Raw genomic sequence first — 18,019 nt, 5'->3', positions numbered from 1 at the left:
TACGGTGGCCAAGAGTCGAGGCGTAGCTCTCTACACTCTGGCCTCGATACCCGGCGTTCCTAGAAGATTCGAACGAGCGAACGCTCCGGTGCGCGGCGATAGCCGTCTTTCTTGACCTCAACGATGCTGAGAACAATTGCTGCCACGGAGATTAGCCCGAGTACTGCCAGGAAAACAACCACGAGAATGCCTTTCAGAGGTTCTGCGCGAGTCGACGATCGCCACCGCAGCTCTCCTATTTGAGCAGGGTCAATTGTTCAAAACAATCGAATTGTTGTGGAGTGATTGTGTAGCTTGGCTACATGGACGTACAGCGCCTCGAGCTACTGCGGGAATTGTCAGAGCGCGGCTCCGTCACCGAGGTCGCCAGAGCCACACATCGCACCGTTTCTGCCGTCTCACAACAGCTGAAGCTGCTTGAGCGCGAAGCAGGTCTGCCGCTGACGGAACGGGCGGGTCGCGGGCTGGTACTGACGGATGCCGGACGCGCGTTAGCCAGGAGCGCGACGTCCGTCGCCGTGGCACGCGAGCGAGCGAACGCGCTGTGGGATGAGTTTCGAAACCATGCGACCGGCGAGGTGAGCCTGGTCACATTCCCCACCGCTGGCCAGATGTTGCTCCCCGGCGTCCTCAAGAATCTGGCCGCCTCGAATGACTTGCGCGTCAACTGTACCGACCAGGACCCGGAGCTCAACGACTTTCCGGCACTCACCTCTGACTTCGATATCGTTCTCGCTCACAGCATGCCTGGGCACCTGAGCTGGGGCGGGCGAGGGCTCACCGTCGTACCGCTCATGACTGAACCACTTGATGTTGGCCTGCCTGCCAATCACCGACTGGCCGATCGCGCGTGGGTGACTGCGGCAGACGTCGCCGCCGAGACCTGGCTGGGTGTGCCAGATGGCTTTCCGTTCCAGCGCATCCTGCACGAAATCGAACTGAAGGTCGGCGTCAACGTCGAGGTATCCCAGCGGTTCTCCGACATGCGCATCATCGAAGCGTTCATCATGGCCGGGCTTGGGATCGCACTCGTGCCCCGCTACACCTCCGGTGGCAGCCAGCCGGGCAAGTTTGTCTTGCGTCCGTTGCGGGGTGTCACGTCCGAACGACAGATCGTGGCCTTGATGCGCCCAGACAAGGCAGAACGCCTCGCCGTGCGCACAGTGATCGGCGCACTCCAGACGCGCGCAGCCGAGGTGCAGGCAGAGCATTCGGTCGTCACGCCCTGAGCCGACGTCGGCGGCTCGACTCACACGACGCAACGACCGCCGCGAGCTACGCTCGACCGTGCGAGACCCTGGTGCGCCGTGAAAGCGAGTCGACGATAACCGCGAGCAGGAGCACTGCCCCGGTGACCATGTAACGAATCGACGAATCGAGATTCATCAACGTGAGCCCGCTGGAGATCGATTGGATCACCAGGATGCCGAGCAGTGCAGAGAACGCGCTGCCACGGCCGCCGAAGAGGCTGGCTCCACCGATCACGGCAGCGGCGATCGCGTTCAGGTTGGTGTCACCACCACCGCTGCCCTGATTCGCAGCGGCAAGCCTGGCAGCGGCCAGGATGCCGCCGACGGCCGCGAACGTCGAGCAGAGGATGAATACCGAGATGTACACCCGGTTGACACGGATGCCGGCACGGCGGGCTGCCTCGACGTTGCCGCCGACGGCGAAGACTGACCGGCCCCACTTGGTGCGGGTGAGGAAGAAGTTCATCACCACGACAAGCACCAGGAAGAACAGGAACATCATTCCGATGCCCCTGGCCTGGTTGAGGTACCAGGCAGGGATTCCGAGCAGGAGCAACAGCCCGACGCACCGCACGATGATGGATGTCATCGACTTGGCCGAGAGCTCTGCCTTGTTCCTGGCGCGTGAGGTGACGAGAAGTTGAGCACCGTAGGCAAGTACCGCCAAGACGACGATCACGTAGGAAAGCCACGCGGGCAGGAACCACTGCTGGGCGAATTGGACGATCCACGAGTCGAACGGGATGTTGATCGAGCCTGTCGCCCCCAGCACCCACAGTTGCAGACCGAGGAAGCCGAGCAAGCCCGCAAGTGTGATCACGAAGCTCGGTACACCGAACCGTGTGAAGAGAAACCCATACAGCAGTCCGATCAACACGCCGGTGACTACCGACGCCGCAATGGCGACCACAAGTGGCCACCCCAGCGTGACGAAACCGACGGCAAGGATTGCCGACGACAACCCACTCACCGAGCCGACCGATAGGTCGATCTCGCCGAGTAGCAGAACCAGAACGACACCGATTGCGATCGTGCCGATCGCCGCGCACTGCAGGGTCAGATTCACCAGGTTGATACTCGACAAGAACGTGGGGTTGATCAGCTGGAAGACGATCCAGATCACCACAAGTCCGATGATCACGGGCAGAGATCCCAAGTCTCCTGATTTGATGCGATTGCGGAACGCGGTGATCGATCCCCCGATGCCTGAATGCTGGATCAGACGCTCATCCTGCAGGTCGGCCGCGACCGCCGAGGGGACCTCGGTCGCTTCGGGCATCGCAACCTCGGGGATCGTCGTCTTGGGAAGCGACGATTCAGGGTGCTCCGGAGCGTCCGGAACGCCAGGCGTTGTTGGTGTTGTCATGATGCCGGCTCCTCTGGGGCTCGTGCGCTGGCGCGCCGGGTGACCGCGTTGTCTGTCGCACCGGTGATTGCCGCGATGATCTCTTCGTAGCTGACATCCGCTACCTTGAACTCGCCGTTGTTGCGGCCGAGCCGCAACACGACGATGCGATCGGCGACGGCCTGGACATCCGCCATGTTGTGGCTGATCAGCACGACGCCGAGCCCGCGCTCGCGCAGCCGCTCAATGAGGTTCAGCACCTCTGCGGTCTGGGCGACACCCAGTGCTGCCGTCGGCTCATCGAGGATGACGATCTTGGGATCGCCGATCAGCGACCTGGCGATTGCGACTGTTTGACGCTGACCTCCTGACAGTGAGGCAACGGCGATCCGCACCGATGGGATCTTGGCCGAGAGTTGGCGCAGCAGGCTCCAGGAGCGCTGCTCCATTTCGACTTCATTCAGGGTGGCCCCATGCACCTCATGGCCGAGGAACAGGTTGGCGACGACGTCGAGGTTGTCGCAAAGCGCCAGGTCTTGATAGACGGTTGCGATGCCGAGAGCCCCTGATTCTGCCGGATTGGCGATGGTGACCTGCTTCTCGCCGGTGTGGATCTCGCCGCCGTCTGGTGGATGCACGCCGGCCAGGATCTTGACGAGCGTTGACTTGCCCGCACCGTTGTCGCCAACGATGGCAACGACTTCACCGCTGTAGATGTCAAAGTCGATGGCGGAAAGCGCCTGCACGGCGCCGAAATTCTTGTCGATCCCGCGGAGAGAGAGCACGAGCTCACCGCGCGGGATTGCTGCCGGGGGAACGGGGGTTAGCACGCTCATCGTGACTCCTAGGCGGATGCCGAACCGGAGACCACCGTCTTGGTGGGCTCCGGCCCGTCAACTCATGCTGCTTGAACTGCTGGTATGTGCAACTTGCTTCTGAACACTGCTACTCGAGGCCAGCCGTCTTGCAGGCAGCCGCGTAATCCGGAGTGCAGATTTCATCAATCGTGTAGAAGCCGTCCTTAACGACGGTGTCCTTGATGTTGTCAACTGTCACGACGACAGGTGTCAGCAGGGTTGCCTGAGTGCCATCGACGGTGGTGTCACCTGTGAGGGTCTCTCCACTGGCGAGCTTCGACGCGAGTACCGCTGCCTGCTCCGCCTCTTGCTTGATCGCCTTATAGACGGTCATGTACTGGTCTCCCGCGACGATCCGCTGGATTGCAGCGAGTTCGGCATCCTGACCGGTAACCGGGGGAATCGGCGTGACGCCCGCAGCCTTCAGCGCGGCGATCGCGCCACCTGCCGTGCCGTCGTTAGCCGCATAGACGCCGGATATCTGAGAACCGAACTGCGTGATCTGGCCAGCTGCCCATTCTTGAGCCTTGTCAGGACTCCAGTCAGGAGTGTCATACGAAGCCAGAATCGGGATGCCACTCGGATCGATCACCGACAGCGCGCCCTTCTTGAACAGCGCCGCGTTGCCGTCAGTGGGGGAACCATTGATCATGATGATTCCGGTTGTGGTGTTGTCGGCCTTCAGTTTGTCGACCAATGCCGTGCCCTGCAGCTCTCCGACCTTTTCGTTGTCGAACGAGATGTAGTAGGCGAGGTCCTTACTGGTCACCAGCCGGTCATACGAAATGACGGGCACGTTCTGCGCAGAGGCCTCCGACACGATGCTGGCTGCTGCAGCCGCATCGACGGGGTCGAGAACGAGCACCTTCACGCCCTGGGTGAGCGCCGATTCTGCCTGCTGCTGCTGCTTCGCCGCATCCTGGTCAGCATTGGCGTAAACAATCTCGTAGTCGCCGAGTGACTTGAGCTTGGATTCGAAGAGCGGCCGGTCAAATGCTTCATATCGAGCAGTTTTCGACTCGGGCAGCAGCAACCCAATCTTCACGGCTTCGCCGCTGGACGAGCTCGAGCTACTCGAACCGCCGGAGGTACATGCCGCAAGGGATCCGGATACTGCAATCAACGCAATTGCCAGGAAGGCAATTCGTTTCTGTGGTCTTCTCATAGCCAAGCCTCCACTCTGAGCGCCCTGGTCGGCGTGTTACGAGCGTGCTCTCGGCATCCCTTGTCGTCAAGACTTGAACACAAGATCGTTATCGGCCTGTATGCCCTCTCATTTAGCGGGTTCGCCAGGCCGCTTCGGTGCACTCAAGGCTGCTGGTCAACAGCGTCGATCGACGGCGGTTCAGCCGCTCAGGCGATGCTGGAGGCGATCCGCACCGCGTCGATGGCGGCGAGTGCCGCACCCATCACTTCGGCTTTGTCTCCCAGGTCGCTCTGCACGACATCCGGGATGCCGCCTGCCGTCCAAAGCGTCGACCGCTCGAGTGCGTGGCGTAGTGGAGCGAGCAGTGTTTCACCGGCCTCGGCAAGCTCTCCGCCGACCACGATGCGGTCGGGATCGACCAGGTTGCAGAGGCCTGCTGCGGCGATTCCGAGATGACGGCCGGCGTCAGCGATGACTCGTCGGCAGCTGGCATCGCCGGCCTCGGCCTGCAGCACGATGTCGCGCAATTTCAGTTCGCCGTGAGACGCCCGGAAGAGCTCGATGAGGGCGGCAGCGCCGATGACCGTCTCCAAACATCCGCGGTTGCCGCAACGGCAGATGGAACCGTGCTCGTCGATCGTCATGTGACCGATCTCGCCGGCTTTGCCCGAGCTGCCCCTGAATATCTGTCCTTCGATAATGAGACCGGCGCCGATCCCGTACGAGACCCGAATGTAAGCGGCCTGACGTGCGCCGCGCGCGGCACCCATCCGGAACTCGGCGAGGGCACCGAGGTTGGCCTCGTTGTCAAGGAAGATCGGGCGGTTGAAGCGTGCGCCCAGCTCATCTCTGATCGGGATGCCGTGCCAGCCACGGAGCAATCCGGGCGTGACGATGGTTCCGGAGCGGGGGTCGATGGGAGCGGGGAGACCGACACCGATGGCGAGCACGTCGGCGAATGAGGCGCCAACGGAATCCACCATGTCGGCGACGAGTACGCCTGCCCGTTCAAGTTCGCTGTCACAGCGATGATCGCGGGCGAGCGGCATCGAGCGCTCGGCGATCACCTGGTGGCCGAGATCCGCCAGTACCAGGCGCATCCGTGTGTCTGAAATCTGCAGACCGACGACAAGCCCCACTCCGTGGGCGAGGGTGACATGCAGGGCGCGGCGTCCGCTGCGTGACGTTGGCGCGGTGTGCAGCAAGCCAGACGAACTGAGTTCTTTGACGATGTTCGACACCGTTGCCGGTGAAAGCCCTGTCACCCCGGCTAGTTCGACCTGCGTCAGCCCACCGTGGTACTTCACCGCGTCGACGATGCGGGCGCGGTTGGCTTCACGCAATGAAGACTGCGATCCGGGACTAGCAACGATGCTGTTCACAGCATCAAGATACATGCATCGCTGGGGCCGGTGGTTGGGGTCATGTGCGATGGGCGCCGACCCTGTTGCCGCGAATGAATCTGCATAACTCCTGCAATTCGGGTTCGGAGCCGTCGCGATGCCCAGTAAATCGGGGGTTCAGTCGGTTGCCGGCCAAGAACTGCAGGAGTTATGCAACTGGCGGGAGGGGGCGGAGGAGGCGGACCGCCCTGGCGCCGCGCCTGGCACTGTGCATAACTCCTGCAATTCGGTATCCGCGAAGTCGTCAGTCCAGGGGTAGTTAGTTAGTGGTTCTGGGGAAAGCCCAGGTTGATTCCGCCGTGGCTCGGGTCGAGCCAGCGACTGGTGACCGCCTTCTCCCTGGTGAAGAAGGCGAAACCGCTCGGGCCATAGGCCTTCGCGTCACCGAAGGCCGAATCCTTCCAGCCGCCGAAGGAGTGGTAGGCGACGGGCACGGGGATCGGCACATTGATACCGACCATGCCCACCTGCACCTCGTTCTGGAACCGCCTGGCCGCACCGCCGTCATTAGTGAAGATCGCGGTGCCGTTGCCGTATCGACCGTTATTGATGATGTCGAGGCCCTCGGTGTAGCTGCCCACGCGCACGATCGACAGCACAGGGCCGAAGATCTCGTCCTGGTACACGGCGGAGTCGAGACTCACTTTGTCGAAGAGCGTCGGGCCGAGCCAGAATCCGGTCTCTTCACCGTCGACGCTGATGCCGCGACCGTCGACGACGACATCCGCTCCGTCTTCCAGCGCGATATCGATGTAGCCTGCCACCTTGTCGCGGTGCGCCTCGGTGATCAGCGGGCCCATGTCGCAGCCGCGCATGCCGTCGCCGACCTTGAGACCCTTCATACGCTCGGTGATCTTGGCGATGAGTTCGTCGGCAACAGGTTCGACGGCGAGCACGACGCTGATCGCCATGCAGCGTTCGCCGGCCGACCCAAAGCCGGCGTTGACGGCGGCATCCGCTGTGAGGTCGAGGTCGGCATCCGGCAGCACGAGCATGTGGTTCTTGGCACCGCCCAGCGCCTGCACCCGCTTGCCGTGTGAGGCAGCCGTCTCGTAGATGTAGCGGGCGATCGGAGTGGAGCCGACGAAGGAGATCGACTGCACGTCCGGGTGCACGAGCAGCGCATCGACTGCTTCTTTGTCGCCGTGCACGACGTTGAAGACGCCCTCGGGCAGACCGGCCTCTGCAAAGAGTTCTGCCATCCAGTTCGATGCTGACGGGTCCTTCTCGCTGGGCTTCAGCACCACCGTGTTGCCGGCAGCGATCGCGATGGGGAAGAACCACATCGGCACCATTGCCGGAAAGTTGAACGGGCTGATGATGCCAACGACGCCGAGGGGCTGGCGCAGCGTGTAGACGTCGACACCGGTTGAGACGTTCTCGGAGAACTCGCCCTTCGACAGCTGCGGCATACCGAGCGCGAACTCGACGACCTCGATGCCACGAGCGATCTCACCGAGGGCGTCAGAGGTGACCTTGCCGTGTTCAGCGGTGAGGATATCGGCCAGCTCACCCTTGCGGGCGTTCAGCAGCTCGCGGAAGTTGAACATGATGCTCTGGCGCTTGGCCTGTGACGTGTCGCGCCAACCGGGGAAGGCGGCCAGGGCAGCAGCGACTGCTGTTCCGACGTCGCCGGTGCTCGCCAGGCGCACATTCTTGGCAACGCTGCCGGTGGCCGGGTTGAACACGGGCGACGTGCGGGTGGAGTCGCCGTCGTGGGAGCTCCCGTTGATCCAGTGGGAGAGAGTGGGAGTGCCAGTCATGAGAAGCCTTTCGTGAGTGAGGTCTAAAGCAGGTCGAGGCTGAGGACCTCGTCATAGATCGCAAGCGCCTCTGCGACTTCGTCATCGGTGACGACGCAGGGCGGCACGACATGGATGCGGTTGTCTTGCAGGAACGGCAGCAGGTTGCGGCTGAGCAGCTCGGATTTGATGCGACCCATCACCGCTGCGCTGACCGGTTCGCGCGTCTCGCGGTCGGCAACGAGTTCCAGCGCCCAGAACACGCCGAGGCCGCGCACCTCGCCGATGATGTCGTGCTTGGCCTGCAGTGCGGCCAGGCCGGGAGCCAGCACGTCGCTGCCGATCCGGGCGGCGTTCTCGACGATGCCCTCGCGCTCCATCGCGTCGAGCGCGCCGATGATGGAGGCCATGGCGAGCGGATGCCCACTGTAGGTGAGCCCACCGGGGAAGACAGTGGTGTCGAAGTCGGAGGCGATGGCATCCGAGATGATCACACCACCCGTCGGTACGTAGCCCGAGTTCACCCCCTTGGCGAAGGTGATGAGGTCGGGCGAGACGTCGTACTCCTGGAAGGCGAACCAGTGCCCGGTGCGCCCAAAGCCGGCCATCACCTCGTCGAGGATCAGCATGATGCCGTAACGGTCGCAGAGAGCGCGCACCCCGGCCAGGTAGCCGGGCGGCGGCACCAGGATGCCGGCGGTGCCGGGAATCGACTCGAGAAGAATTGCCGCGATCGACGAGGAGCCCTCGCTCTGGATGACGCGCTCCAGGTGGCGAAGCGCACGCTCTGACTCCTGCTCTGGCGTCGTCGCCCAAAAGTCACTGCGGTAGAGATATGGTCCGAAGAAGTGCACGTGTCCGCGGGCGAATTCGTTCGGAATGCGACGCCAGTCCCCCGTCGCGACGATGGCAGCACCCGTGTTGCCGTGGTATGACCTGTATGTCGAGAGCACGGTGTCGCGCCCGGTGTGCAAGCGAGCCATCCGGATGGCGTTCTCATTGGCATCCGCACCGCCATTGGTGAAGAAGACCTTGTTAAATCCGGCAGGTGCCTTGTCGACGATGCGCTTGGCTGCTTTGCCACGCGTGAGGTTGGCCGTTGCCGGAGCGACGGTGGTGAGCGTCTTCGCCTGCTCGGTGATGGCGTTGATGACAGCCGGATGCTGGTGGCCGATGTTCACGTTGACCAGCTGGCTTGAAAAGTCGAGGTAGGTGCGGCCGGAGTGGTCCCACACGCGTGAACCCTCGCCCCCGGCGATCACAAGGGGTTTCAGGCCGGCTTGCGCTGACCAGGAGTGGAAGACGTGCGCCCGGTCGAGTTCGACGGCGAGCGCGTCGAGTTCTGGGCCGGAGCCTGGCAGGGAGTCGTTCACGAGTATCGCGATCCTTTCTCAGATGGTGCGAGGGTGCGGGTGGTGCGAACTGCGGGTGGTGCAGGGGTGAGCGGCCAATGACCGCCCACCCCGATTCGTGGATGCTAGTTGCCGCCCTCTTTCAGGGTGACGGTGAGTGGAGCGAAGCCCTCGCCCATGACGTCGACGCCTTCTGCCGTCAGCTCGTCGAGCGCCTTCTGCACGTATTCGTTCGAGTACGCGGTTGCGGGCGGGTCGGCGGTGATGATGGTGGCGCCGGTCTCGTTCTTGGTGTTCTTGGCGATATCAACGGTGTTCGCCCAGGCGTCCTCGTCGATGAGCCCCACACCGGCGGTCGACGGCCAGATCAACTTGTTGACCTCGTTGGTCATCCACAGCTGGTGGCTCTGGCCGAGTGTCGAGCCGGCGGCCGTCACGATTGCGGCGGCCTCTTCGGGGTTGTCCTTGGCGTATGCCCAGCCCTTGATGGATGCCTTGATCAACTTGACAGTCTGGTCGGCGTAGTCGCTGTCGCTCTCCAACTTGTCTGCATTAGCCCAGATGGCATCCTGCAGCATGGCGGTTCCGACGTCGTTCCAGTTGATGACGTTGAGTTCATCGGGCTGGTACAGCTCTCCGGTTGCCGGGTTGATCGACTCGAGCACCTGCGCGTACTCGTTGTATGTCATGGCCTGGGCTGCGTCGATGTCGCCGGAGAGGAATCCGGACATGTCGAATGCCTGCTGCACGAGATTGATGTCGCCAACTTCGACGCCATCCTTTTGCATGCCGGCGAAGAGCTCCCACTCGTTGCCGTAACCCCAGCTGCCGACGTTCTTGCCCTTCAGATCGCTGGGCGAGGTGATGTTCTTGTCGACGAAGCTGATCTGGGTGGTTGCGCTGCGTTCGAAGATCTGGGCTACGTCGGTGATGTTGGCACCCTGCTCGATTGAGCCGAGCACCTTGGGCACCCAGGAGATCGCGTAGTCGACATCGCCGGAGGCGAGGACATCCTGCGGCACGATGTCAGGGCCACCCTCCAGGATTGTGACATCGAGGCCTTCGTCTTCGTAGAAGCCCTGGTCGACGGCGGCGTAGTAGCCGGCGAACTGGGCCTGGGCCGTCCACTGCAGCTGGAGCGTCACCGGAGTGAGCTCGCTGCCGGCATCCGTTGATCCGGTGTCTGCGTTATCGCTGCTGCTGCAGCCGGAGAGCGCCAGGGCGCTGACCGCTGCCATGGCTCCCACTGTGGTGAGCCAGCGTGTGCTGTGTTTCATGAGTTCCTCCAGGTGACTGTTCACGGGAAATGCCTACTCAGGTGGTGCGGTTCATGATGGTGCGTCTTGCCGGGCGGCACTGGGTGGGTGCCGGCACGGGTCGTCTAGCCGCCTGATCGGCGGCTGACCAACTTCTCCAGGCCCAGTGCGGCGCAGTAGAAGAGGAGTCCGAGGAAGATCGACCCGAGCACATACGCCCAGGCCAGTCCGTAATTGCTGCTTGATGCCGACGAGGTGATCGATCGACCGAGACCGCCGACGGGGCCGCCGAAGTACTCGGCGACCAGCGACGAGATGACAGCGAGGGATGACGCGATCCGGAGGCCGGTGAACACGAATGGCAGCGCTGTTGGCAGTGTGACGACCCTGGTCGCTTGCCAGCTGGTCGCCGCGTATGAGCGCATCAGGTCGCGGTGCACCGGCCGCACCTGGCGGAGGCCCTTCACCGTGTTGAAGAACACCGGTACGAAGACGGCGAGCGCGGCCACCAGCTGCCTGGCCGTCTCGGCTCCCGCGCCGAACATCGTGTAGAGCACAGGGGCGAGCGCGACGATCGGAACGACAGCGAGGGCCGCGACGATCGGGGCGATCATGGCATCCGCTATCCGTAGCAGTGCTGCGATGATCGCGACGACGATGCCCATGATCGTGCCCATCACCAGGCCGATCAAGGCGTTTCGCCCTGTCACGATGACGCCGGCGAGCACCGTGTCAAAGTTGTCAACGAACTCGGAGGTGATCTGGAACGGGGCAGGCAGGATGAACGGCTTGATCTCGAAGACCATCACTGCGCCCTGCCACAGCAGCAGCACGATCAGGCCGAGCACGATGGGCGGCCACGCCGTGCGCGCGAACGATCCCTCTCTCATCGCGTTTCGACCCCACGGATGCCGGTGGGCGCTTCGCCGTGCAGAAGCTCGCGCACCTGGCTGACCCCGTGGAAGAACGACTCCTCCTCGCGCAGGTTCTCGCCACGCTGGCTGGCATCACCGAGCTTCACACTGAGGATGTCGCGGATGCGACCTGGACGGGGCGACATGACCACCACGCGATCGGAGAGGAAAACTGCCTCAGGGATCGAGTGCGTCACGAAGACGACGGCAGCACCGGTCTCGCCGCAGATCCTGACGAGTTCGTTCTGCATGCGCTCGCGAGTCATCTCGTCGAGGGCGCCGAACGGCTCATCCATCAGCAGCAAGCTCGGCCGCTCGGCCAGCGACCTGGCAATGGCGACCCGCTGCTGCATACCGCCGGACAGCTGATCCGGATAGTGGTTGGCGAAGTCGGTGAGGCCAACGAGCTCGAGGAGTTCGTTGGCCCTGGTCTTGCGTGCGGCCTTACTCACACCGTGCAGTTCAAGGGGCAGCTCGATGTTGCCGGTGACCGTGCGCCAGGGCAGCAGGCCAGCCTGCTGGAACGCGATGCCGTACGACTGGTTGAGGCGTGCCTGCCTGGCCGAGGTGCCGAACACCTCGATGCTGCCGACGGTCGGAGTATCGAGGTCGGCGATCAGGCGCATCAGTGTGGACTTGCCGCATCCGCTCGGCCCGATCAGCGACACGAATTCGCCGGGAGACACCGTGAGACCGACATCGTCAAGGGCGGTGACTGCACCGCGCTTGCCGGGGAAGACGCGGCTGACGTTGCTGACCTGCACGGCATAGGTGGGCTCTGCCACCACATGCGCTTCGGCCGTTGCCGGTGTCTGGACGCTCATACTGCAACCTCTCCCCTACGAAAACGACGAAGGAACAACCCGATCAGGCCGACGAAGCCGGCGGCAACGAGCCCGACAAGGATCGAGCCGAAAATCGGAGCCCATGGTTTGCCTGGATCGCCACCGGCAGCACCGGCGTACTCAATGATGAGACGGCCAATACCGCCACGCAGCCCGATCGACACCTCGGCGACGACGGTGCCGATCACCGCGCTGGCCGCGGCGAGCCTGAGTGCGGGCAGCAGATAGCTGACACTCGCGGGCAACCGCAGCCGCCAGAGCGTCTTCCACCAACCGACCGCATAGCAACGCATCAGGTCTTCGTGGGCGGCATCGGGCGAGCCGAGTCCGCGCAGCGCCCCAATTGAAACGGGGAAGAACGCGAGGTACGAGGCGATCAGGGCAACCGACATCCAGTTCTCCCAGGAGAACTCCCCGAACTGGATCTGCGCACCCCAGCGCCGCACAAGCGGTGCGATGGCGATGAGAGGCACCGTCTGGCTGAGGATGACCCACGGCAGGATGGCGGCTTCTGCCACCTTGAAACGCTGCATGAGCAGGGCAAGCGCGAGCCCGACAGTGACGCCGACAAGCCAGCCGACAGCTGCGATACCCAGCGTGAACAGGGATGCCGTGAGCACGGCCTGCCACATCGGAACGGCGTTGGCTGCACCGGTCACCGGTTCGAGAACGCGCTCCCACATGGTCCAGAGGTGGGGCATCGCCAGGTCACTCGTGCGCGGCAGGATGGTGAGCCCGCCGATGACGACGCCATCCGCAGGCCCGAGGAACTTGTAGAGTTCCCAGACCACGCCGAGCAGCACGATGCCGAGCGCCCCCCAGAGGAGGCGCCCGCCGAACGCACGCTGGCGCTGGGTCATGCCTTGGCCACGATGTGATCAGCCAGTGCAGGAATCACAGTCTCCCCGTACACGCGCATCGTCTCTTCTTTGTTGTCGTGCTGCAGGTAGCCCGCGAACTGGTCGACGCCGATCGCCTGGAGGGCTTTCAACTTCTCGATGTGCTCATCGGCCGTGCCAAGCAGGCAGAACCGGTCGACGATCTCATCCGGCACGAAGTCGGCGTGCGTGTTGCCCGCCCGGCCGTGCTCGTTGTAGTCGTAGCCCTCGCGGCCCTTGATGTAGTCGGTGAGAGCAACCGGCACTTCGGAGTTCGCGCCGTACTTGGTCACGATGTCTGCAACGTGGTTGCCGACCATTCCGCCGAACCAGCGGCACTGGTCACGCATGTGCGCCCAGTCATCACCGATGTACATCGGGGCTGCAACGCAGAACTTCACCGACAGCGGGTCACGGCCGACGTTTGCAGCGGCATCCCGCACCGTCCTGATCATCCACTCCGCCACATCGAGGTCGGCCATCTGCAGGATGAAGCCGTCACCGACCTCGCCAGCCAGCTTCAAGGCGAGCGGTCCATATGCCGCCACCCAGACATCCAGGCTCGACCCGGTGCTCCACGGAAACTGCAGCGTCGCCCCGTTGTACTCGACCGACCGGGAGTTGGCGAGCTCGCGGATGACGTGAATCGATTCCCGCAGGGTCTTCAGCGTCGTTGGGGCACCGTTGGTGACCCGCACAGCCGAGTCGCCACGGCCGATGCCGCAGATCGTGCGGTTGCCATACATCTCGTTGAGCGTCGCGTAGGTGGATGCCGTGACAGTCCAGTCGCGGGTTGCCGGGTTGGTGACCATCGGGCCGACGATTACCTTGCGGGTCTCCGCGAGGATCTGGCTGTAGATCACATACGGTTCCTGCCAGAGCAGGTGGGAGTCGAAGGTCCAGACGTGGCTGAACCCGTGGGCTTCCGCCAGCTTGGCGAGCTGGACGGTGCGAGCGGATGGCGGGTTGGTCTGGAGTACTGCGCCGAAATCCATCTGGTACGTCCTCTAGATCAGGTACTGGCTCAGACCGCGCTTGACGTACTTGCCGTCGCCCTTGGTTCCGAGGTACTGGTTGTCGTCGATGATGACCTTGCCGCGGGAGAGCACGGTATCGACGTGGCCGTCGATCTCGTAGCCTTCCCAGGCCGAGTAGTCCATGTTCATGTGGTGCGTGCGGCCGGTCGGCTGCCCGTGCGCATCAATCGGCAGGCCGATCGACGTGTGGCCGTTCGGGTCGTAGACGACGACATCCGCATCGGCACCCGGCTGGATGACGCCCTTCTTGCCGTACATGCCGAACATGCGGGCCGGGGTGGTCGAGGTGACTTCGACCCAGCGCTCAAGCGAGATCTTCTTGTCGACAACGCCTTGGTAGAGCAGGTCCATGCGGTGTTCGACCGAGCCGATGCCGTTCGGGATCTTGGAGAAGTCGGTCAGGCCCATGTCTTTCTGACCCTTCATGCAGAAGGGGCAGTGGTCGGTGGAGACCATCTGGATGTCGTTCGTGCGCAGGCTCTGCCACATGTGGTGCTGGTGGCCCTCTGCCTTGGAGCGCAGCGGCGTCGAGCACACCCACTTGGCACCCTCGAAGTCGCCCCACTCGTCGCTTCTGGCGCCGAGGTTCTCTTCGAGCGAGAGATAGAGGTACTGCGGGCAGGTCTCGCCGAACACGTTCTGGCCGTTGTCGCGGGCGATCGCGATCTGCTCAACTGCCTGCTTGGCCGAGACGTGCACGACATAAAGAGGAGCGCCGGTGAGGTTGGCGAGCATGATCGCCCGGTGCGTGGCCTCTTCTTCTGCCTGCCAGGGCCTCGTGACCCCGTGATAGTACGGCGTGGTGTTGCCGGCTGCGAGCGACTGCTGCACGAGCAGGTCGATGACGCTGCCGTTCTCGGCGTGCATCATGATCATGCTGCCGTTGTCACTCGCGCGCTGCATGGCCTTGACGATCTGGCCGTCGTCCGAAAGGAAGACGCCCTTGTACGCCATGAACAGCTTGAAGCTGGAGACGCCCTCGCGCACCAGCTCGTCCATCGCCGTTAGGGACGAGTCCTGTACGTCAGAGAGGATCTGGTGGAAGCCGTAGTCGATGGCGCAGTTGTCCCTGGCCTTCTCGTGCCACAGGTGGTACTGGTCGAGCACGTTCTCGCCGGCATACTGCACGACGAAGTCGACGATGCTCGTCGTTCCGCCGTGCGCCGCTGCCCGCGTTCCCGTCTCGAAGGTGTCGCTGGCCTCTGTGCCGCCGAACGGCATCTGCATGTGGGTGTGGGCATCGATCCCGCCGGGAATCACATACTTGCCCGCCGCATCGATGACTCGGTCGACATTGCGTTCGATGTCGAAGCCGAGCAGGTTCGATCCCGGTGCGAGAACTGCCGCGATTGTTTCGCCGTCGACAAGCACATCGGCAGTTGCTGTGCCGGTGGCATTGACGACGGTTCCGTTCTTGATGAGGGTCTTCATCGTCTACTCCTACGTCGCTATGGCTTGGGGATCGACGTGTAGGAGTCGGGACGACGGTCACGGTAGAACTGCCAGTCGTCGCGTACCTGGCGGATCATGTCGAGGTCGAGGTCGCGGATGACGATTTCTTCACTGTCTCCGCTGCCGTATTCACCGACGATGTTGCCCTGGGGGTCGGCGAACTGGCTGTTGCCGTAGAACGTGACGGCGAGGTCGCCGTACTCGTTGTCTTCGGTGCCGACACGGTTGGCAGCGGCCACGAAGTAGCCGTTCGCTGCAGCGGCCGCCGGCTGCTCGAGCTGCCAGAGGCGGTTGGAGAGGCCGGGCTTGGTCGCGTTCGGGTTGAAGACAATCTGGGCGCCGTTCAGGCCGAGCTCCCGCCAGCCTTCTGGGAAGTGACGGTCGTAACAGATGTAGACACCGATGGGACCGACGGCGGTCTCGAACACCGGGTAGCCCAGGTTGCCTGGACGGAAGTAGAACTTCTCCCAGAACCTGTCGAGGTGAGGGATGTGGTGCTTGCGGTACTTGCCGAGGATGGTGCCGTCTGCATCGACCACGACGGCGGTGTTGTAGTAGACGCCCGGCATGTCTTCTTCGTAGATCGGCAGCACCATCACCAGGTTCAGCTCTTTGGCGAGTGCAGCGAAGCGCATCACGATCGGCCCGTCGGCCGGTTCGGCGTATGCGTAGTACTTCTTGTCTTGCGTGATGCCGAAGTACGGCCCGTAGAAGAGCTCCTGGAAGCAGATGACCTGCGCGCCATCAGCCGCAGCATCCCGAGCGAATTGCTCGTGCTTCTCGATCATTGATTCTTTGTCACCCGTCCAGGTTGTCTGGGTGATTGCTGCACGTACTACGGTCATCTGTTGTCTCCACTTCGTGCTCGGCGCTGAGCTGGGGAGTGCAGCGCCGAAATTAGTTGAGTCGAACCAAACTGCGTTGTCCGGTTTTGTTATTATTCGACGTAAACATTTCTGATGTGTTTCTGTTTATGACGCACGCGTTAATCATCCTGTCGATCCGATGCGGTAAGAGCAAGAGAATATGCAGACTTTCCTCGACGAGATCGAGCACAAGACACCGGCAGGAATCGCCGCGGCCATCGGGAGATTGATCGCAGCAGGCCGACTGGCACCCGGCGAGCGCCTGCCGACGGTGCGCGAGCTGGCAGCAGCGCTCGGCGTGAGCCCGGCAACAATCAGTCATGCCTGGCAGGCACTCGGTTCTGTGGGCCTGATCGAATCGAAAGGGCGCAGCGGCACCTTTGTGCGCCAGCAGGCGCCGCACTGGCTGCCCGCCAGGAGCCAGTCGATGGTCGGGCACCACCAGCAGACCCGGATCGACCTGTCACGCGGCACCCCAGATCCGGCATTGCTGCCGGCGCTCGGCCCCGCACTGTCGCGGGTATCTGAGCGAGCTGTCACCCCGACGTATCAGGATCTGCCCGTCATCCCAGAGCTGCTCGCGCTGTTGACAAAGTCGTGGCCGTATCCGGTCGAGTCCATCACCGTTGTCGACGGAGCCCTCGACGCGATCTCGCGCAGCCTTGAGGCCGTCACCCGCTTCGGCGACCGGGTGATCGTTGAGAGTCCAGGGTTCCCACCTTTCTTCGACCTGCTCGACCAGCTCGGCCTCGAGCGGATCCCGGTGGACGTCGACGAGAACGGCATCGTGCCCGCGTCCTTCAAGGCAGCGCTCACCCTGTCGCCCACCGCCGTCATCCTGCAGCCTCGAGCCCACAACCCAACAGGCGCCTCGATGACACCGCAGCGGGCCGAGCACCTCGCCCGCCTGCTGAGCACCAACAAGCGCAACGCCAAGACGGTGGTGATCGAGGATGACCACTCGGGCGAGATCAGCATCGCGCCCGATGTGAGCCTGGGCGCCTGGCTGCCCGAGCGCACCCTGCACGTGCGCAGCTTCTCGAAGTCGCACGGGCCAGACCTGCGCATTGCCGCGCTCGGCGGACCGACAGCGCTTGTCGATCCCATCGTTGCCCGGCGGATGCTCGGACCAGGCTGGACCAGCCGGATGCTGCAGACGATCCTCTACGACCTGCTCACCAACACGGACTCCATCGAGCGGATCAACGATGCCAGGCGACTCTATTTCGCCAGGCAGAAGGGGCTGACCGATGCCCTGGTCGCACTCGGCATCGACGCGGTACAGGGCGACGGCATCAATACCTGGCTGCCGGTGGCCGACGAGCGGGATGCCATCGTGCAGCTGGCGGCATCCGGGATTCGGGTTTCTGCCGGGTCGCCGTTCATTGCCACCGATCTCGCCCAGCAGGGGCACCAGCCCCAGCTGCAGGCGCACGTGCGGGTAACCGTCGGAGCGCTGACCGAGGACATCGAGTTGGTTGCACAGGCTTTGGCGAGCGCCGCGATGGGTCCGGTGCCCGGCGTTCACACGCTTGAAACGCGATGGGCTTAAGCTGTCGGTGGACCACCGGTTGGCTATGACCGGGTGAGCGATCCCGGATTTGGGTAGCGAGTCACGTACACCGCATTTCTCTGCGGCATTCCGTCTCCCCTGCCATCTTTCGAAGAGGTCCCC

The 18,019-nt window shown here is 63.2% G+C and carries 16 protein-coding genes; 2 read left to right on the top strand and 14 right to left on the bottom strand.

Going from position 1 to position 18,019, the window contains the following annotated elements; genetic code table 11:
• Positions 1 to 59: 59 nt before the first annotated feature.
• Positions 60 to 182, bottom strand: coding sequence for a hypothetical protein (locus ACMT3I_RS12415; protein WP_414804798.1), 123 nt, complete (start codon positions 180 to 182; stop codon positions 60 to 62).
• A gap of 120 nt (positions 183 to 302) precedes the next feature.
• Between ACMT3I_RS12415 and ACMT3I_RS12410 the strand changes: the two genes are divergently transcribed.
• Positions 303 to 1,229, top strand: coding sequence for a LysR family transcriptional regulator (locus ACMT3I_RS12410; protein WP_414804797.1), 927 nt, complete (start codon positions 303 to 305; stop codon positions 1,227 to 1,229).
• A 46-nt stretch (positions 1,230 to 1,275) separates the two neighbouring features.
• Here ACMT3I_RS12410 and ACMT3I_RS12405 read toward each other — a convergent pair whose 3' ends face one another.
• From ACMT3I_RS12405 to ACMT3I_RS12345, 13 genes are all read right to left on the bottom strand, one after another.
• The gene (locus tag ACMT3I_RS12405) at positions 1,276 to 2,529 is read right to left on the bottom strand and encodes a sugar ABC transporter permease (protein WP_414804835.1); all 1,254 of its coding nucleotides are present in this window, start codon (positions 2,527 to 2,529) and stop codon (positions 1,276 to 1,278) included.
• Between the two features lie 83 nt (positions 2,530 to 2,612).
• Positions 2,613 to 3,431, bottom strand: coding sequence for an ATP-binding cassette domain-containing protein (locus ACMT3I_RS12400; RefSeq protein WP_414804796.1), 819 nt, complete (start codon positions 3,429 to 3,431; stop codon positions 2,613 to 2,615).
• Between the two features lie 109 nt (positions 3,432 to 3,540).
• Positions 3,541 to 4,497, bottom strand: coding sequence for a sugar ABC transporter substrate-binding protein (locus tag ACMT3I_RS12395; RefSeq protein WP_414804795.1), 957 nt, complete (start codon positions 4,495 to 4,497; stop codon positions 3,541 to 3,543).
• 308 nt (positions 4,498 to 4,805) lie between these two features.
• Positions 4,806 to 5,981: an ROK family transcriptional regulator gene (locus ACMT3I_RS12390; RefSeq protein ID WP_414804794.1), complete on the bottom strand. Its 1,176-nt coding sequence runs from the start codon at positions 5,979 to 5,981 to the stop codon at positions 4,806 to 4,808.
• A 284-nt stretch (positions 5,982 to 6,265) separates the two neighbouring features.
• Positions 6,266 to 7,765 (bottom strand): CoA-acylating methylmalonate-semialdehyde dehydrogenase, encoded by a 1,500-nt coding sequence (locus ACMT3I_RS12385; RefSeq protein ID WP_414804793.1) that lies wholly within the window; start codon positions 7,763 to 7,765, stop codon positions 6,266 to 6,268.
• Between the two features lie 23 nt (positions 7,766 to 7,788).
• A complete protein-coding gene (locus ACMT3I_RS12380; RefSeq protein ID WP_414804792.1) occupies positions 7,789 to 9,117 on the bottom strand; it encodes an aspartate aminotransferase family protein in 1,329 nt (442 codons plus the stop codon).
• Between the two features lie 104 nt (positions 9,118 to 9,221).
• Positions 9,222 to 10,373 (bottom strand): ABC transporter substrate-binding protein, encoded by a 1,152-nt coding sequence (locus ACMT3I_RS12375; protein WP_414804791.1) that lies wholly within the window; start codon positions 10,371 to 10,373, stop codon positions 9,222 to 9,224.
• 104 nt (positions 10,374 to 10,477) lie between these two features.
• The gene (locus tag ACMT3I_RS12370) at positions 10,478 to 11,242 is read right to left on the bottom strand and encodes an ABC transporter permease (RefSeq protein WP_414804790.1); all 765 of its coding nucleotides are present in this window, start codon (positions 11,240 to 11,242) and stop codon (positions 10,478 to 10,480) included.
• The gene (locus ACMT3I_RS12365) at positions 11,239 to 12,090 is read right to left on the bottom strand and encodes an ABC transporter ATP-binding protein (RefSeq protein WP_414804789.1); all 852 of its coding nucleotides are present in this window, start codon (positions 12,088 to 12,090) and stop codon (positions 11,239 to 11,241) included. Before ACMT3I_RS12365 ends, ACMT3I_RS12370 begins: the two co-directional genes overlap by 4 nt.
• Complete coding sequence (locus tag ACMT3I_RS12360; protein WP_414804788.1) at positions 12,087 to 12,971, bottom strand: ABC transporter permease; 885 nt, start codon at positions 12,969 to 12,971, stop codon at positions 12,087 to 12,089. The genes ACMT3I_RS12365 and ACMT3I_RS12360 overlap by 4 nt, the downstream gene beginning before the upstream one ends.
• The gene (locus ACMT3I_RS12355) at positions 12,968 to 13,984 is read right to left on the bottom strand and encodes a TIGR03842 family LLM class F420-dependent oxidoreductase (protein WP_414804787.1); all 1,017 of its coding nucleotides are present in this window, start codon (positions 13,982 to 13,984) and stop codon (positions 12,968 to 12,970) included. Before ACMT3I_RS12355 ends, ACMT3I_RS12360 begins: the two co-directional genes overlap by 4 nt.
• 12 nt (positions 13,985 to 13,996) lie before the next feature.
• Positions 13,997 to 15,457, bottom strand: coding sequence for a dihydropyrimidinase (gene hydA, locus ACMT3I_RS12350; RefSeq protein WP_414804786.1), 1,461 nt, complete (start codon positions 15,455 to 15,457; stop codon positions 13,997 to 13,999).
• 17 nt (positions 15,458 to 15,474) lie between these two features.
• Complete coding sequence (locus ACMT3I_RS12345; protein WP_414804785.1) at positions 15,475 to 16,323, bottom strand: nitrilase-related carbon-nitrogen hydrolase; 849 nt, start codon at positions 16,321 to 16,323, stop codon at positions 15,475 to 15,477.
• A gap of 181 nt (positions 16,324 to 16,504) precedes the next feature.
• Here ACMT3I_RS12345 and ACMT3I_RS12340 point away from each other — a divergent pair, with 181 nt between their 5' ends.
• Positions 16,505 to 17,896: a PLP-dependent aminotransferase family protein gene (locus ACMT3I_RS12340; protein WP_414804784.1), complete on the top strand. Its 1,392-nt coding sequence runs from the start codon at positions 16,505 to 16,507 to the stop codon at positions 17,894 to 17,896.
• Positions 17,897 to 18,019 lie beyond the last annotated feature (123 nt).

Origin of the sequence: Leifsonia sp. A12D58, from assembly GCF_047530025.1 — a bacterium.
Taxonomy (GTDB): Bacteria; Actinomycetota; Actinomycetes; order Actinomycetales; family Microbacteriaceae; genus Cryobacterium.
The sequence above is the reverse complement of the archived record's forward strand: the minus strand, read 5'-3'. Positions and strand labels throughout refer to the sequence as shown.

Bases quoted from the DNA above. Each gene is read 5' to 3' on its own strand.
- hydA (WP_414804786.1), bottom strand. From the start codon at position 15,457: ATGAAGACCCTCATCAAGAACGGAACCGTCGTCAATGCCACCGGCACA.
- ACMT3I_RS12365 (WP_414804789.1), bottom strand. From the start codon at position 12,090: ATGAGCGTCCAGACACCGGCAACGGCCGAAGCGCATGTGGTGGCAGAG.
- ACMT3I_RS12385 (WP_414804793.1), bottom strand. From the start codon at position 7,765: ATGACTGGCACTCCCACTCTCTCCCACTGGATCAACGGGAGCTCCCAC.
- ACMT3I_RS12360 (WP_414804788.1), bottom strand. From the start codon at position 12,971: ATGACCCAGCGCCAGCGTGCGTTCGGCGGGCGCCTCCTCTGGGGGGCG.
- ACMT3I_RS12405 (WP_414804835.1), bottom strand. From the start codon at position 2,529: ATGCCCGAAGCGACCGAGGTCCCCTCGGCGGTCGCGGCCGACCTGCAG.
- ACMT3I_RS12370 (WP_414804790.1), bottom strand. From the start codon at position 11,242: ATGAGAGAGGGATCGTTCGCGCGCACGGCGTGGCCGCCCATCGTGCTC.
- ACMT3I_RS12410 (WP_414804797.1), top strand. From the start codon at position 303: ATGGACGTACAGCGCCTCGAGCTACTGCGGGAATTGTCAGAGCGCGGC.
- ACMT3I_RS12355 (WP_414804787.1), bottom strand. From the start codon at position 13,984: ATGGATTTCGGCGCAGTACTCCAGACCAACCCGCCATCCGCTCGCACC.
- ACMT3I_RS12345 (WP_414804785.1), bottom strand. From the start codon at position 16,323: ATGACCGTAGTACGTGCAGCAATCACCCAGACAACCTGGACGGGTGAC.
- ACMT3I_RS12340 (WP_414804784.1), top strand. From the start codon at position 16,505: ATGCAGACTTTCCTCGACGAGATCGAGCACAAGACACCGGCAGGAATC.
- ACMT3I_RS12400 (WP_414804796.1), bottom strand. From the start codon at position 3,431: ATGAGCGTGCTAACCCCCGTTCCCCCGGCAGCAATCCCGCGCGGTGAG.
- ACMT3I_RS12375 (WP_414804791.1), bottom strand. From the start codon at position 10,373: ATGAAACACAGCACACGCTGGCTCACCACAGTGGGAGCCATGGCAGCG.